Annotated in this window: 20 protein-coding genes; 13 read left to right on the forward strand and 7 right to left on the reverse strand. The window is 61.1% G+C overall.

Annotated elements, in window-relative coordinates; translation table 11 throughout:
* Positions 1-117: 117 nt before the first annotated feature.
* Both radC and map read right to left on the reverse strand, forming a co-directional pair.
* Positions 118-945, reverse strand: coding sequence for a RadC family protein (radC, locus tag N1937_RS08775; RefSeq protein ID WP_222281142.1), 828 nt, complete (start codon positions 943-945; stop codon positions 118-120).
* Positions 946-952: 7 nt separating this feature from the next.
* Positions 953-1,789, reverse strand: a complete 837-nt coding sequence (map, locus tag N1937_RS08780; protein ID WP_012757260.1) for a type I methionyl aminopeptidase — start codon at positions 1,787-1,789, stop codon at positions 953-955.
* Between the two features lie 248 nt (positions 1,790-2,037).
* Between map and N1937_RS08785 the strand changes: the two genes are divergently transcribed.
* From N1937_RS08785 to N1937_RS08795, 3 genes are all read left to right on the forward strand, one after another.
* Positions 2,038-2,697, forward strand: coding sequence for a TetR/AcrR family transcriptional regulator (locus N1937_RS08785; RefSeq protein ID WP_222290665.1), 660 nt, complete (start codon positions 2,038-2,040; stop codon positions 2,695-2,697).
* Between the two features lie 129 nt (positions 2,698-2,826).
* Positions 2,827-3,000: a hypothetical protein gene (locus N1937_RS08790; RefSeq protein ID WP_170261388.1), complete on the forward strand. Its 174-nt coding sequence runs from the start codon at positions 2,827-2,829 to the stop codon at positions 2,998-3,000.
* Positions 2,997-3,329: a DUF6105 family protein gene (locus tag N1937_RS08795; RefSeq protein ID WP_017964078.1), complete on the forward strand. Its 333-nt coding sequence runs from the start codon at positions 2,997-2,999 to the stop codon at positions 3,327-3,329. Before N1937_RS08790 ends, N1937_RS08795 begins: the two co-directional genes overlap by 4 nt.
* Here the strand turns inward: N1937_RS08795 and ruvX are convergent.
* Positions 3,266-3,760 (reverse strand): Holliday junction resolvase RuvX, encoded by a 495-nt coding sequence (ruvX, locus tag N1937_RS08800; RefSeq protein ID WP_170258518.1) that lies wholly within the window; start codon positions 3,758-3,760, stop codon positions 3,266-3,268. The genes N1937_RS08795 and ruvX overlap by 64 nt on opposite strands.
* A 116-nt stretch (positions 3,761-3,876) precedes the next feature.
* Between ruvX and N1937_RS08805 the strand changes: the two genes are divergently transcribed.
* From N1937_RS08805 to N1937_RS08820, 4 genes are all read left to right on the forward strand, one after another.
* Positions 3,877-4,581, forward strand: coding sequence for a metal-dependent hydrolase (locus N1937_RS08805; protein ID WP_162118709.1), 705 nt, complete (start codon positions 3,877-3,879; stop codon positions 4,579-4,581).
* Positions 4,582-4,650: 69 nt separating this feature from the next.
* Entirely contained in the window at positions 4,651-4,938 is a 288-nt protein-coding gene (gatC, locus tag N1937_RS08810) for an Asp-tRNA(Asn)/Glu-tRNA(Gln) amidotransferase subunit GatC (RefSeq protein ID WP_017964081.1), read from the forward strand.
* 57 nt (positions 4,939-4,995) lie between these two features.
* Complete coding sequence (gene gatA / locus N1937_RS08815; RefSeq protein ID WP_260058332.1) at positions 4,996-6,477, forward strand: Asp-tRNA(Asn)/Glu-tRNA(Gln) amidotransferase subunit GatA; 1,482 nt, start codon at positions 4,996-4,998, stop codon at positions 6,475-6,477.
* Between the two features lie 103 nt (positions 6,478-6,580).
* Positions 6,581-6,856: a hypothetical protein gene (locus N1937_RS08820; protein ID WP_017964083.1), complete on the forward strand. Its 276-nt coding sequence runs from the start codon at positions 6,581-6,583 to the stop codon at positions 6,854-6,856.
* 50 nt (positions 6,857-6,906) lie between these two features.
* Here N1937_RS08820 and N1937_RS08825 read toward each other — a convergent pair whose 3' ends face one another.
* A complete protein-coding gene (locus N1937_RS08825) occupies positions 6,907-7,164 on the reverse strand; it encodes a YjhX family toxin (protein ID WP_017964084.1) in 258 nt (85 codons plus the stop codon).
* Positions 7,165-7,475: 311 nt separating this feature from the next.
* On the opposite strand from N1937_RS08825, the gene N1937_RS08830 reads away from it, so the two are divergent.
* Entirely contained in the window at positions 7,476-7,985 is a 510-nt protein-coding gene (locus N1937_RS08830) for a GNAT family N-acetyltransferase (protein WP_017964085.1), read from the forward strand.
* A gap of 4 nt (positions 7,986-7,989) precedes the next feature.
* On the opposite strand, the gene N1937_RS08835 is transcribed toward N1937_RS08830, so the two are convergent.
* On the reverse strand, positions 7,990-8,301 hold the full coding sequence (locus N1937_RS08835; protein WP_162118703.1) for a DUF1294 domain-containing protein: 312 nt from the start codon (positions 8,299-8,301) through the stop codon (positions 7,990-7,992).
* A gap of 148 nt (positions 8,302-8,449) precedes the next feature.
* Here N1937_RS08835 and gatB point away from each other — a divergent pair, with 148 nt between their 5' ends.
* From gatB to N1937_RS08860, 5 genes are all read left to right on the forward strand, one after another.
* On the forward strand, positions 8,450-9,952 hold the full coding sequence (gatB, locus tag N1937_RS08840) for an Asp-tRNA(Asn)/Glu-tRNA(Gln) amidotransferase subunit GatB (RefSeq protein WP_170258512.1): 1,503 nt from the start codon (positions 8,450-8,452) through the stop codon (positions 9,950-9,952).
* Between the two features lie 3 nt (positions 9,953-9,955).
* Complete coding sequence (locus tag N1937_RS08845; protein WP_170258511.1) at positions 9,956-10,459, forward strand: GNAT family N-acetyltransferase; 504 nt, start codon at positions 9,956-9,958, stop codon at positions 10,457-10,459.
* 4 nt (positions 10,460-10,463) lie between these two features.
* Positions 10,464-10,937, forward strand: coding sequence for a GNAT family N-acetyltransferase (locus N1937_RS08850; protein ID WP_260058334.1), 474 nt, complete (start codon positions 10,464-10,466; stop codon positions 10,935-10,937).
* A gap of 103 nt (positions 10,938-11,040) precedes the next feature.
* Complete coding sequence (locus N1937_RS08855; protein WP_162118699.1) at positions 11,041-11,439, forward strand: NADH:ubiquinone oxidoreductase subunit NDUFA12; 399 nt, start codon at positions 11,041-11,043, stop codon at positions 11,437-11,439.
* Between the two features lie 116 nt (positions 11,440-11,555).
* Positions 11,556-11,990 carry a DUF2155 domain-containing protein gene (locus tag N1937_RS08860; RefSeq protein ID WP_017964092.1) on the forward strand — a complete coding sequence of 145 codons (435 nt, stop codon included), beginning with the start codon at positions 11,556-11,558 and terminating at the stop codon, positions 11,988-11,990.
* A gap of 110 nt (positions 11,991-12,100) precedes the next feature.
* On the opposite strand, the gene aat is transcribed toward N1937_RS08860, so the two are convergent.
* Positions 12,101-12,715: a leucyl/phenylalanyl-tRNA--protein transferase gene (gene aat, locus N1937_RS08865; RefSeq protein ID WP_162118698.1), complete on the reverse strand. Its 615-nt coding sequence runs from the start codon at positions 12,713-12,715 to the stop codon at positions 12,101-12,103.
* Positions 12,716-12,722: 7 nt separating this feature from the next.
* Entirely contained in the window at positions 12,723-14,078 is a 1,356-nt protein-coding gene (gene accC, locus N1937_RS08870; protein WP_017964094.1) for an acetyl-CoA carboxylase biotin carboxylase subunit, read from the reverse strand.
* Between the last annotated feature and the right edge of the window lie 4 nt (positions 14,079-14,082).

The raw sequence follows: 14,082 nt of genomic DNA on the forward strand, positions 1-14,082 counted from the left end.
TCAAGCCCCGGATTGGAAAGGAATCATATTGCGACGCAAAATGTCACCCGTCCATCGTTAGCCGGTCAATGTTACAGATTGTTTTACGACCGCCGGTTCCGCCGGGCCTGTGCCTTTTCAGATCAGCTTCAGCCCCTTCAGGCTGACATGCCCATCCCTGCCGATGATGACGTGGTCGTGGACGGTGATATCGAGCGCCTTGGCGGCATCGATGATCACCTTCGTCATGTCGATATCAGCGCGCGATGGCGTAGGATCGCCGGAGGGATGGTTGTGGACGAGGATCAACGCCGTTGCCGAAAGCTCGAGCGCGCGTTTGACCACCTCGCGCGGATAGACCGGCGTATGGTCGACCGTGCCGCGGCCCTGCACCTCATCGGCGATCAGCACATTGCGCTTGTCGAGGAAGAGGATGCGGAACTGTTCGCGTGTCTCGTGCGCCATGGCTGCATGGCAATACTGGATGACCGAAGACCACGAAGACAGAACCTGTTTGCTCCTGAGCTCGCTCTTCAGTGTCCGGTGGGCGACAGTCGAGATCAGCTTCAGGTCGAGCGCCACGGTCTCGCCGACGCCCTTGACTTCCATCAGCAGCGCCTGGGGCGCACCGAAGACGCCGGAGAGCGAGCCGAACCGTTCGATCAGCGCCTTGGCGATCGGTTTGGTGTCACGCCGCGGGATCAGCCGGAAAAGCAGCAGTTCGAGGATTTCATAGTCGGCAAGGGCGATGTCGCCCTGTTCGCGGAAGCGGTCACGCAGCCGCTCGCGATGGCCATGATAATGCTCCTGAGCGGCGAGCGAGGCGGGCAGGGCGGCCTTGGCATTCGGCCCGGCCGGTTTTTGCGGGTGTCCGCCGAAAAACGAGCGTTCGTCGGCGGCAATAGGCTCCTGCGTTGGGAAAGGCAGCTCGTCGTCGGAAGATGTCGAAACGGGGCCCTTCGCCATCGAAGCGTCACCCGTTGTGTGACGGCAGGCCGGGGCGGTCGAGCCCGCCAGGCGACAGCGTGAAGATCTCGCAGCCGTCGGAGGTGACGCCGACGGTGTGTTCGTACTGCGCCGAAAGTGAGCGGTCGCGGGTGACTGCCGTCCAGCCGTCGGCCAGCACCTTCACATGCGGCCGGCCGAGGTTGATCATCGGCTCGATGGTGAAGATCATGCCTTCGCGCAGCTCCGGCCCCTCGTTGGCACGGCCGTAATGCAGGATATTCGGCGAATCGTGGAACAGCCGGCCAACGCCATGGCCGCAGAAATCGCGCACCACCGAACAGCGTTCGGCCTCCGCATAGGTCTGGATCGCCTCGCCGATCGCGCCGGTACGGGCGCCGGGCCTGACGGCGGCAATGCCGCGCATCAGCGATTCATAGGTGACTTCGAGCAGCCGCTCGGCAGCGCGCTTGACGACGCCGACGGGATACATCCGGCTGGAATCGCCGTGCCAGCCGTCGAGCACGAAGGTGACGTCGATATTGACGATGTCGCCGTCACGCAGCGGTTTGTCGTTGGGAATGCCGTGGCAGACGACGTGGTTGATCGAGGTGCAGGTCGATTTGGTATAGCCGCGATAGTTCAGCGTCGCCGGATAGGCGCCGTGATCCATGCCGAAATCGAAGACGAACCTGTCGATCTCATCGGTCAGCAGGCCGGGTTTGACGATGTCGGCAAGCGCATCGAGGCAGCGCGCGGTCAGCTGACATGCCCTGCGCATACCCTCGAATGCTTCAGCATCATAAAGCCGGATGGCGCCCGTATTCTTCGGGGGCGCGGTAGAGGCTTCGATATAGTTCACCATTGCAGGGCCTTAGCAGAGATTGTTAGATTTGTTCATAATGCAGCTATGCCGGGTTCGTCCATCACGATCAACTGCCAGGACGAGATTTCTGGACGGATCCGATCAGTCCGGCGTGCAGCTTTCCACATCCGTTCGGCGGACAATCAGCCGTCCGGCTGGAATATCCACAATCTTCCCAAAGGGATAGGATTGATTGCATGAAGCCTCCCCGCTACTCACCGATTGGTGACAGCGGGGAAGGGTCGATCATGCTGAATGAAGCCGTAAATCTTGAAAATTCACCCGGGGCCGGCGGCGAGCCGGAACGGCGGGTGCGTGATCGCGGCGCCACCGAGCGCGCAATCCTTGCCGCCGCCAAGGGGCTGCTCGCCGAGGAAGGCTTCCAGAATTTCGGCATCAATGCGGTTGCCCGCCGCGCCGGTTGCGACAAGCAGTTGATCTATCGCTACTATGGAGGCCTCGACGGCTTGGTCGAGGCGATCGGCACCGATCTCGGCACATGGGTAAAGGATCGCATCCCGGAAGACGCCGGCGGCATGTTCCTGCTCACCTATGGCGACCTGATGGAGCGGCTGTCGCTTCTCCTTCTCGACGCCTTGAGAACCGATCCGCTGATGCGCCGCATCCTCGCCTGGGAGATTTCTGAAAACACCGAACAGGTGAGGCGGTTGTCCGAAGCGCGTTCGAAGGCGCTCGCTCTCTGGCTGGAGCGCATGCGCGGCTCGCTGGCGCCGCCGAAGGGCGTGGATGCGGCTGCCGTCAACGCCGTCGTCATCGCCGCGATCCAGCACCTCGTGCTGGCCGCCGCAGCCGGCGGGCAGTGCGCCGGCCTGTCGCTGAAGACATCAAAGGACTGGGAGAAGGCGGCACTAGCGCTGAAGCGCATCGTGCGCGGCGTCTACGGCTGATGCCTGCCTCATCCACAGGGGGCGGGGCCACGTTAACCTTAACGAATGGTTTACGTTGCGGGGGCCTGGTTAACCCGACAGTGTGGCGGTGAGCAGAGATGTACGAGTAGAAGCCCCGAGTTGACGCCCATGAGAATCAAGATCGCTAAAGCCGCGTTCCTGGTGACGGCGATGATGTTTTTCGCAGTCCTGGCGCTGGATATCGCAATTCCGGCGCTGGTGCTTTGCATCATGGCATCGTCGACTTGGTTGGTCACCCTCGATCTGCCCGTGACGCGCAAGCATGGAGGAGAGGCCGCATGAAGTGGTTTCTGGTCTTCTGGGCCGGCCCCATCGTCTTTCTGGGCGGATGGTACTGGCTCTCCTATTACGACATGAGTTTCGGCATCTTCATGTTCACGCGGCAGGTCCACGACCTGACATTCCAGCTTTACGGCAAGGCGCTCGGCATTCCGCCGGAGTCTATCCCGCCGCTCGTTGCCCGCGCGATCGCGGTCGACAGCCTCGTCGTCTTCGCGATCACGGCCTTCCGCAAGCGCAAGTCGATCATCGCCTGGTGGAAAGCGCGTCAGGCGCTGAATTCGTCTCCGTCAGACCTTGCCAGCAAGGAAAGCCTGTCGAGCGCGCCCTGAAGGATGAAGCTTGCTGCGGCCGAATCGATCCGTTCGGCCCGCTTGGCGCGCGAGACGTCCATTTCGAGCAGCGTCCGTTCGGCCGCAACCGTCGAAAGCCGCTCATCCCAATAGACGAAGGGCAGCGCCGTCTTCTGCTCCATATTACGCACGAAGGCGCGTGTCGCCTGCACGCGCGGACCCGCCGATCCGTCCATGTTCATCGGCAGGCCGATGACGAAGCCTGCGACCCTTTCCGCTACCGCGAAGTCGAGCAGCGCCTGGGCATCGATGGTGAACTTGACGCGGCGGATCACCGTGCGCGGCGTGGCGAAGCGCCGCCCGAGATCGGACATCGAAAGCCCGATCGTCTTGGTGCCGAGATCGAGGCCGGCAATTGCCTGTCGCGGAGCGAGCGTTTCGGCCATTTCCTCGATCGTCAGCACCGTCATCGCCGTCTCATCCTGTCAAAACAAATTGAAGTTGCCGCCGCTTTTCTTTGCGGCCGCATAAGATATGTCCTTAGCATCTAAACCGGCTTTGCATCACGTAATAAAGGAGACATTTCATGAAGATCACCTGGCTTGGCCATTCCGCCTTCCGCATCGAGACATCAAGGGCGAAGATCCTGCTCGATCCATTCCTCAGCTATAACGCCTCCTTTTCCGGCCAGGATATCAAGGATGTGTCTGCCGGCATCACCCACATCCTGCTGACGCATGGCCATGGCGATCATGTCGGCGATACCGTGGCACTCGCCAAGGAAACCGGCGCCGTCGTTCTCGCCAATGCCGATCTCGCCGCTTGGCTCGGCTCCAAGGGCGTCGACAAGATCGAGATGGGCAATACCGGCGGCACGATCGCGCTCGGCAGCTTCTCGGCAACCTTCACCAACGCGCTGCACTCTTCCGCCCAGATCACCGAGGACGGCGTCTCGCATGCGCTCGGCAACGCCAACGGCCTGATGCTGCATTTCGACGACGAAGCCTCGATCCTTGCCATGGGCGATACCGACATCTTCTCAGACATGGCGCTGATCAACGAATTGCACCAGCCCGATATCGGCTTCGTGCCGGTCGGCGACCGCTTTACCATGGGCGGCGCTGTGGCAGCCCTTGCCTGCCGGCGCTATTTCAACTTCAAGACCGCGATCCCCTGCCACTACGGCACCTTCCCGATCATCGACCAGACGGCGGAAAAATTCGTTGCCGGCATGGAAGGATCGAAGACCGAAGTGAAGGCGATCAGGCCTTCCGAGAGCCTGTCGATCTGACGAAACCCCGTTGCGTCAGGCGGACAGGGCCTTTATAGCGGGTAGGAAAAATCCTACCCGGAGAATGCCATGTCCGTCGATCTTGCCACCGTGAAGCGCGTCGCCCGCCTTGCCCGTATTGCCGTCTCCGAGGACGAAGCAAATCGCATGGTCGGCGAGCTGAACGGCATCCTCGGCTTCGTCGAGCAACTCTCCGAAGTGAATGTCGACGGCGTCGAGGCGATGACCTCGGTGACCCCAATGGCGATGAAGAAGCGCACCGACGCGGTGACTGACGGCAGCAAGGCAGCCGATATCGTCGCCAATGCGCCCGTCACCGACCACAATTTTTTCCTGGTGCCGAAAGTCGTCGAATAAGGCTTCGCAGCCTCTTTCCGACCCTGTTGCCATTTCCAGATCTGAAGCGAAAACACGATGAGCGAACTCACCAACCTGACCATTGCCGAAGCCCGCCAGAAGCTGCGCGGCAAGGAAATCACCGCGATCGAACTGACTGATTCCTATATCTCGGCGATCGATGCGGCCAATGATCGGTTGAATGCCTATATCAAGGTCACGCCGGATCTCGCCCGCGTCATGGCGAAGAACTCCGACGAGCGCATCGCCGCCGGCAAGGCCGGTGACCTCGAAGGCATTCCGCTTGGCATCAAGGATCTCTTCGCCACCGTCGGTGTCCACACCCAGGCCTGCAGCCACATTCTCGATGGTTTCGAGCCGCGTTATGAATCGACCGTCACGCAGAACCTCTGGGATGACGGCGCCGTCATGCTCGGCAAGCTCAACATGGACGAATTCGCCATGGGCTCGTCGAATGAAACATCCTATTACGGCCCGGTGATCAATCCCTGGCGCGCCGCAGGCTCCAACCAGCAACTTGTTCCCGGCGGCTCCTCCGGCGGTTCAGCCGCCGCCGTCGCCGCGCATCTTTGCGCCGGCGCGACCGCAACCGATACCGGCGGCTCGATCCGCCAGCCGGCCGCCTTCACCGGCACCGTCGGCATCAAGCCGACCTATGGCCGCTGCTCGCGCTGGGGCACCGTCGCCTTTGCCTCCTCGCTCGACCAGGCCGGCCCGATCGCCCGCGACGTCCGCGATGCCGCCATCCTTTTGAAGTCGATGGCAAGCGTCGACGCCAAGGACACGACATCGGTCGATCTGCCGGTGCCGGATTACGAAGCGGCCCTCGGCCAGTCGCTGAAGGGCATGAAGATCGGCATTCCGAACGAATACCGTGTCGACGGCATGCCGGATGAGATCGAGACCCTCTGGCGCCAGGGCATCGCCTGGCTGAAGGATGCCGGCGCCGAGATCGTCGACATCTCGCTGCCGCACACCAAATACGCTCTTCCGGCCTATTACATCGTCGCTCCCGCCGAAGCATCCTCGAACCTCGCGCGTTACGACGGCGTGCGCTACGGCCTGCGCGTCGACGGCAAGGATATCGTCGACATGTATGAGAGGACGCGCGCCGCGGGCTTCGGCAAGGAAGTCAAGCGCCGCATCATGATCGGCACCTATGTGCTGTCGGCCGGTTATTACGATGCCTATTACATCCGCGCCCAGAAGGTGCGTACGCTGATCAAGCGCGATTTCGAACTCGCCTTCGACGCCGGTGTCAATGCTATCCTGACGCCGGCGACACCGTCGTCTGCCTTTGGCGTTGCCGATGAGAACCTCGCCGCCGATCCGGTGAAGATGTATCTGAACGACATCTTCACGGTGACCGTCAACATGGCGGGCCTGCCCGGCATCGCCGTGCCGGCCGGCCTCGACCACAAGGGCCTGCCGCTCGGCCTGCAGTTGATCGGCAAACCCTTCGATGAGGAAACCCTCTTCAAGACCGCCCACGTCATCGAACAGGCGGCCGGCCGGTTTACGCCGGCCAAGTGGTGGTAACGGATCTAACGATTCATAAGATAGCGGCTGCCGACCACGAAGCGGTCGGCGCCGTCGGCTTTGCCGCATGGTTGATTGATAGCCGGAACCAGGAGAAGGTTTTATGGCCAGCAATGATATTGCGCAATTGATCGAGGCATTCGATCGCCTCTCTGCCGGTGGTTTCACCAAGGGCGCGGATTGGCAGGCCGTCCACGACATCTGCCAGCGCCACGAAGGCGAACAGCCGTTCGACTGGGGGCACGCCCTTTGCCATCGCATCGAGGGCGATGCCTGGAACGCCGATTACTGGTATCGCCGCGCCGGTAAGGCGCGGGGCACGGGCACGATGGCCGACGAGTGGTCGGTGATGCGGACGGAACTTTCTGCAAAGGCCTGAGACGATCCCCCTGACCGCGCCCGTTCGAGACGCGATCAGGGGTGCCACGATTACCTGTTGTTCAGCTGCGACCTGACCAACCTCAGCCCTCTTTCGGTGATCCGGTAGGGCTGGCCACCTGAGGACTTGATTGCCCTCAGCCGCTTCAGCCGGCGGAAGAGATCGAGGTCGACGCCGGGATAGAGCCAGCCGTCGCGGGTGAAGCAACTGACCGTCCCGATTTTCCTGTCGTCGTCGCGGGTAATTTCAATGCGGCCGCCTTGGGCCATGAGATGCAGGATGCGCTGCTCCGTGCGAGAAATATCCATGTGTTGAGATCCGGTATCGCGCCCGGCAGGGCGCACAAAAACGATCTGGCGCTCATTCGAACGTCAGGGCTTCGTTTTTTTCGGGCCCATGCGCGCAAGCAAACTTGCGGGCAGGGCCTTTACCGGGTCTCAGGAAGGCTCAACATAAAACACCTCGATAGGGTCTATTATTCAGCCCGGAAAATTCGGTCAAGAGCCTGTTCTCAGGTCAAAACCAGTCGAAAACCGCGGTTTCGGTGGATCATCCCCTTGGAGCTACTGGTAAAATCCGCGACTCAATGGTCTAGTTCACGGGTAACGCGGAGGTGTCGTTGATCCACATTCGCAATGCCCGCGACGGTGAAGCGGAGCTATTGAGCGAGATCGGGCTGAGGGCCTGGCAAAAGGCGATGGCGTCGATCGGCGAATCGGACGCGATGATCGACGCAGCGCGCAACGCCTTTCGGAACTTCGTGGAAAACGACTGGCTGACCATCACCGTCGTCGAGCAGAACGGCCAGGTCGCAGGCTGGGCAGCGCGCGAGGGATTGGACGAAACCATCTCGGATTTCTGGATCGATCCCGTCTTCACCCGCCGGGGCCTTGGTTCGGCCCTTCTCGCCCGCATCGAAAAGGAGATCGCCGATCAGGGCCTCGAGAAGGCGGCGATGCAGACCCACTCCGGCAATAGCGAGGCGATCGGCTTCTTCCGGAAGCACGGCTACCGCATCCATTGGCTCTCGGTCGCCTACAATCCGAAGCTTGATCGCGACGTACCCTCCGTTGGACTGAAGAAACAGCTCGTTTCGGATGACCAAGGTGGATATGGGCAGGAATTCTGATGCTTCAAAAATCCTGAAGAAGGAAAACGCGCCATTTTGGCGCAAAGATCAGCACCGCGGCCAATGCGCTGTGCAACATCAGGATCGCCGCCAGGATCGACCGGAACGGCTCCTTTCTCGTTTTGTGCCGCAGGAATTGCTGTGCAGCCACCGCGCCGAGGCTGCCGCCGATCAGCGCAAGCGTCAGAAGCGTACGCTCGCTGATCCGCCACCTGCCATCGCGCGCCGCCTGCTTGTCGAGGAAATAGATCGAGAAGACGAGGAGGTTCAGCGCCAGAAACGGTGCGGCCCACTTGGTGATATCGATTATCGTCATGCGACAACTCTACCGTGCGTTGGTTAACACACGACAAATGTCGCCGCCCGCCGTCAAACCGTGATGCGGGCCATGGCGAAAGCCTTGCACCGGTACGCCATTTCCTTTACCTCACCAGTGGAAAAGAACAGCCTGCAAAGAGCATCAGATGACCCTTGTCGACGTCCGCACGCCTGATCCGAAACGCTTCATCCCCGGCGCCACCGGCGACTGGGAAGTCATCGTCGGTATGGAAGTCCATGCCCAGGTGCTGTCCAATTCGAAGCTCTTCTCCGGCGCCTCGACGGAATTCGGCAAGCCGCAGAATTCGAACGTCTCGATGGTCGACGCCGCCATGCCCGGCATGCTGCCCGTGATCAACGAAGAATGCGTCAAGCAGGCGGTGCGCACCGGCCTCGGCCTGAAAGCCCAAATCAACAAGCGCTCCCTCTTTGATCGCAAGAACTATTTCTATCCCGACCTGCCGCAGGGCTATCAGATCTCGCAGTTCAAGGATCCGATCGTCGGCGAAGGCAAGATCGTCATTTCGCTCGGGCCCGACCGCCAGGGTCAGTTCGAGGACATCGAGATCGGCATCGAGCGCCTGCATCTGGAGCAGGATGCCGGCAAGTCGATGCATGACCAGCACGCGACCATGTCCTATGTCGATCTGAACCGCTCCGGCGTCGCCTTGATGGAGATCGTCTCCAAGCCCGACATGCGCTCGTCCGACGAGGCCAAGGCCTATATGACCAAGCTGCGCTCGATCGTGCGTTATCTCGGCACTTGCGACGGCAACATGGACGAGGGCTCGATGCGCGCCGACGTCAACGTCTCCGTCCGCCGGCCGGGCGAAGATTTTGGCACGCGCTGCGAGATCAAGAACGTTAACTCCATCCGCTTCATCGGCCAGGCGATCGAATATGAAGCCCGCCGCCAGATCGGCATTCTGGAGGAGGGCGGCAAGATTGATCAGGAGACCCGCCTTTTCGATCCGAACAAGGGCGAGACGCGCTCGATGCGCTCCAAGGAGGATGCGCACGACTATCGTTATTTCCCCGATCCGGATCTGCTGCCGCTCGAATTCGACGACGCCTTCATCAAGGCGCTCGAAGCCGATCTGCCGGAACTGCCTGACGACAAGAAGGAGCGCTTCGTGCGCGAGCTCGGCCTGTCGATCTACGACGCCTCGGTGCTCGTTTCCGAAAAAGCGATCGCCGACTATTTCGAAGCCGTCGCCGCAGGCCGTGACGGCAAGACGGCTGCCAACTGGGTGATTAACGATCTGCTCGGCGCGCTGAACCGCACGGGCAAGGACATCGAGCAGACGCCGGTTTCGCCGGCCCAGCTCGGCGCCATCATCGATCTCATCAAGGCCGAAACCATCTCCGGCAAGATCGCCAAGGATCTCTTCGAGATCGTGCTCAACGAGGGCGGCGATCCCGCCGAGATCGTCGAAGTGCGCGGCATGAAGCAGGTGACGGATACCGGCGCCATCGAAAAGGCCGTCGACGAGATCATCGCCGCCAATCCTGACCAGGTCGCCAAGGTCAAGGCGAAGCCGACCATGGCGGCATGGTTCGTCGGCCAGGTGATGAAGGCGACCGGCGGCAAGGCCAATCCGCAGGCTGTCCAGGCTCTCGTCAAGGCGAAGCTCGGCATCGAGGAATAAGCGGTGTATTTCGTCCGCACGGCCGGCGAGCGCGACCTGGAGAAGGTGCGCGCCCTGCTCGTGGAGAGCTTTCATGCCAGCTATGACGGCCTGCATGGCAGGGCCAGGGTAGATGAACTGATCACCCATCTCTTTTCGCCGGCGGCGCTGAAAACGCGCCTGGTGCAAAAGGATGCCGAATTCCTCGTTGCCGATGACGGCCGTAATATCGGCGGCATGGGGTATGCGGCAATGTCGCAGCAATTGACGAAAACGGTCATGCTGCATCTCCTCTACGTCAGGCCGGCGCTACAGCGCCAGGGTATCGGCCGCGATATCTTCGCCGAACTCGAAACCTGCTTTCCGGATGCGGAGATCATGCGTCTCGAAGTTGAACCGCAAAACGCTGCGGCGATCGCCTTCTATCTCTCGCACGGCTTCATCGAGGTCGGACGCAACGAAAATAGCGGGGCCGGGCAATCCGGCATTCCGGCACTGATCCTCGAAAAACCGCTCGAAGGACATTGAAGCCGTGGCCGTTGAGTTATCCGACATTCTCATTCGTCAGGCGCGCAAGGACGACCTGTCGGCGCTCGTGGCTATGTTTGCCGCCGATGCGCTCGGCGGTCACGGCGATACGACCGATCCCGAAGCCTTTCCCGACTATGTCAGGGCCTTCGCCGCCATCGAGTCTTCGCCCGACCAGACGCTTTACGTCGCAGAGCGCGGCGGCGAGGTCGTCGGCACGTTCCAGACGATGGTGACGACGTCGCTCACCAGCCGCGGCTCCTCGGCGATGATCATCGAGGCGGTGCAGACGCGCGCCGATATGCGAGGGCAGGGGGTCGGCGCCCTGATGATCGAATTCGCCATTGCCGAGGCAAAAGGCCGCGGTATCGGGCGGGTAGCGTTGACCTCGAACGCGATACGCAAGGACGCCCATTGTTTCTACAAAAGGCTGGGCTTCAAGCCCTCGCACCTGGGCTTCAAGATGGCTTTGAAATGACCTGTGTCCGTCGTGGAATCGCTGGACAATTCGGCTTGGCGACGGCATAAGCGAGGAAACGAATTCTGGTTTGGCTCGCATCTGGCGGGCACAAGGAAAAGACATGTGGAATCTTCTGGTTCAGACCTTTACCTGGTGGAACGGTCAGACGATGGGCACGCGTTTTGCGACCTGGCGTTTTGGCAAGCGCGTCGGCGAGGATGAATTCGGCAACGTCTACTACGAAGGCGGCATGTCTTCCTACGGTCTGCCGAAGCGTTGGGTGATCTACAAGGGTTATGCCGAAGCCTCCGCCATTCCGCCGGGTTGGCATGGCTGGATGCATCATCGCACCGATGTTCCTCCGTCCAAGGAGAGCTACGTCGCCAAGGAATGGCAGAAGCCGCACCGTCCCAACCATACCGGTTCATCGCAGGCCTATCGTCCGCCGGGTTCCATCTCCGTTCCGGGCGAGCGTCCACGAGTCACCGGCGATTACGACGCCTGGACGCCAGGCAACTGAGACGGCCCGACCGGGGCGATCCCAAGACCCGGCTTTTGGCCACAATTGACCTTTACCCGCAGGTTGGCCGCGCTTGACCGCGGCGGTGAACTGAAAATGTCTGGAGACGGGTACACATGAAGCTCTTCACGCGGAACATGGTGCTGCGTGCCGCCGGATCGCTGCTGGCGCTTTTGGCCCTGCTTCCGCCAGTTGCGGCAAATGCCGCACGCATCGAAAATCCGGTTGCCGTCTTCTCCGGCCTCGACAAGATCACCGGCCGCATCACGACCTTCGACGTCTATGTCAATGAGACGGTACAGTTCGGCGCGCTGCAAGTGACACCGAAGGCCTGTTATTCGCGCGACCAGGCAGAAGCCCAGAAGATCGACGGTTTCGTCGAGGTCGACGAGATCACCCTAGACCGCAAGATCCGCCGGATTTTCACCGGCTGGATGTTTGCCGCCAGCCCCGGCCTCAATGCCGTCGAGCACCCGATCTACGACGTCTGGCTGAAAGACTGCAAGGCAAACTCGGATGTCCCGGCGCCTGACGGCGCCAAGGCGAAATAACTGCGTCTTCGCTGGTCTTCGGCACCCTCCACAACCCGACGCGTGGAACGAGGTGATCCACGACGGGTAAGGACGATATTGTCTGCCGAATTTTACTCTGAAAACGATCCTCAGAATTCCAGATGCGGCGATTCCATCGCCGCCGCAAGCATCATGGCATAATCGGCCTTCGGAACGTCGATCGCTCCGAACGTCTTCAAGTGCTCGGTAGTGAACTGCGTGTCGAGCAGGGTGAAGCCCTTTTCCCGCAGCCGGTCGACCAGATGCACGAGGCAGATCTTCGAGGCATCCGTCCGGCGCGAAAACATGCTTTCGCCGAAGAAGGCCGAGCCGAGCGAGACGCCATAGAGGCCGCCGACCAGTTCATTGCCCTCCCAGGCTTCGACGGTATGGGCATGGCCCATGTCGAAGAGCGTCGCGTAAAGCGATCTGATCGTCTTGTTGATCCAGGTGCTCGGGCGCCCGGATGTCTCCTCCGCACAGGCAGCAATGACCTGATCGAAAGCGTGATCGAAACGGATATTGAAGCGTTTCTTGCGCACTGCCTTGGCAAGGCTTTTCGACACATGGAAACGGTCGAACGGCAGCACGCCGCGGAGTTCCGGTTCGACCCAGAAAATCTCCGGATCGTCGGCGGATTCGGCCATCGGGAAGAGCCCGATGGAATAGGCGCGCAGGAGAATGTCAGGGGTTATGCCTGGTGACTTCCTGCGCGATCCTGCCATTCCTGTCCTATGCCGCCGGTGTGTTGGCGAGGTAGTCTTCCAGCCAGTGGATGTCGTAGTCGCCGTTGGCGATATCCTGGTTGGAGACGAGATCCTGGAATAGTGGCAGCGTCGTATTGATGCCGTCAACGACGAATTCGTCGAGCGCCCGGCGCAGGCGCATCATGCATTCGACGCGGGTACGGCCATGCACGATCAGCTTGCCGATGAGGCTGTCGTAATAGGGCGGGATCTTGTAGCCCTGATAGGCGCCGGAATCGATGCGTACGCCGAGGCCACCCGGCGCGTGGAAATGCGTGATCGTACCGGGTGAGGGCACGAAGGTGCGCGGGTGCTCGGCATTGATACGGCACTCGATGGCGTGACCGGAAAAATGCACTTCATCCTGCGTCACCGAGAGACCGCCGCCGGAAGCGACGCGGATCTGTTCGTGCACGAGGTCGATGCCGGTGATCGCTTCGGTGATCGGATGCTCCACCTGCAGACGGGTGTTCATTTCGATGAAATAGAACTCGCCGTTCTCGTAGAGAAATTCGATCGTGCCGGCGCCGCGATATTTCAGCTTCTTCATGGCATCGGCACAGATTTGGCCGATCTTCATGCGCTGCTCGACGTTGAGCGCTGGCGAATTCGCCTCTTCCCAGACCTTCTGATGGCGGCGCTGCAGCGAGCAGTCGCGCTCGCCGAGATGGATTGCATTGCCTTCGCCGTCGCCGAACACCTGGATTTCGATGTGCCGCGGCTTGCCGAGATATTTTTCCATGTAGACGGCATCATTGCCGAAGGCAGCTGCCGCTTCGCTGCGCGCCGTCGACCAGGCCTCGATCAGGTCGGCCTCGCTTTTCGCGACCTTCATGCCGCGTCCGCCGCCGCCGGCCGTGGCCTTGATCAGTACGGGATAGCCGATTTCGGCGGCCGTCTTCAGCGCATCCTCTTCGGTCTTCACTTCGCCGTCCGAGCCCGGAACGACGGGAATACCGAGTTCCAGCGCCGTCGTCTTGGCGGTGATCTTGTCGCCCATGATGCGGATGTGGTCCGCCGTCGGCCCGATAAAGGTGATGCCGTGGGCGTCGAGGATATCGGCGAACTTGGCATTCTCCGACAGAAAGCCGTAGCCCGGATGCACGGCGTCGGCGCCGGTGATCTCGCAGGCGGCGACGATCTGGTGGATGTTGAGATAGCTCTCGCGCGACGAGGGCGGGCCGATGCACACACTTTCGTCGGCAAGGCGCACATGCATGGCATCGGCGTCGGCGGTGGAATGCACTACGACGCAGGCGATGCCGAGCTCTTTGCAGGCCCGGAGCACGCGAAGGGCGATTTCCCCGCGATTGGCGATGAGGATTTTCGAAATCATGGGCATCGGC

This window comes from Rhizobium sp. WSM4643, from assembly GCF_025152745.1.
GTDB classification, from domain to species: domain Bacteria; phylum Pseudomonadota; class Alphaproteobacteria; order Rhizobiales; family Rhizobiaceae; genus Rhizobium; species Rhizobium leguminosarum_I.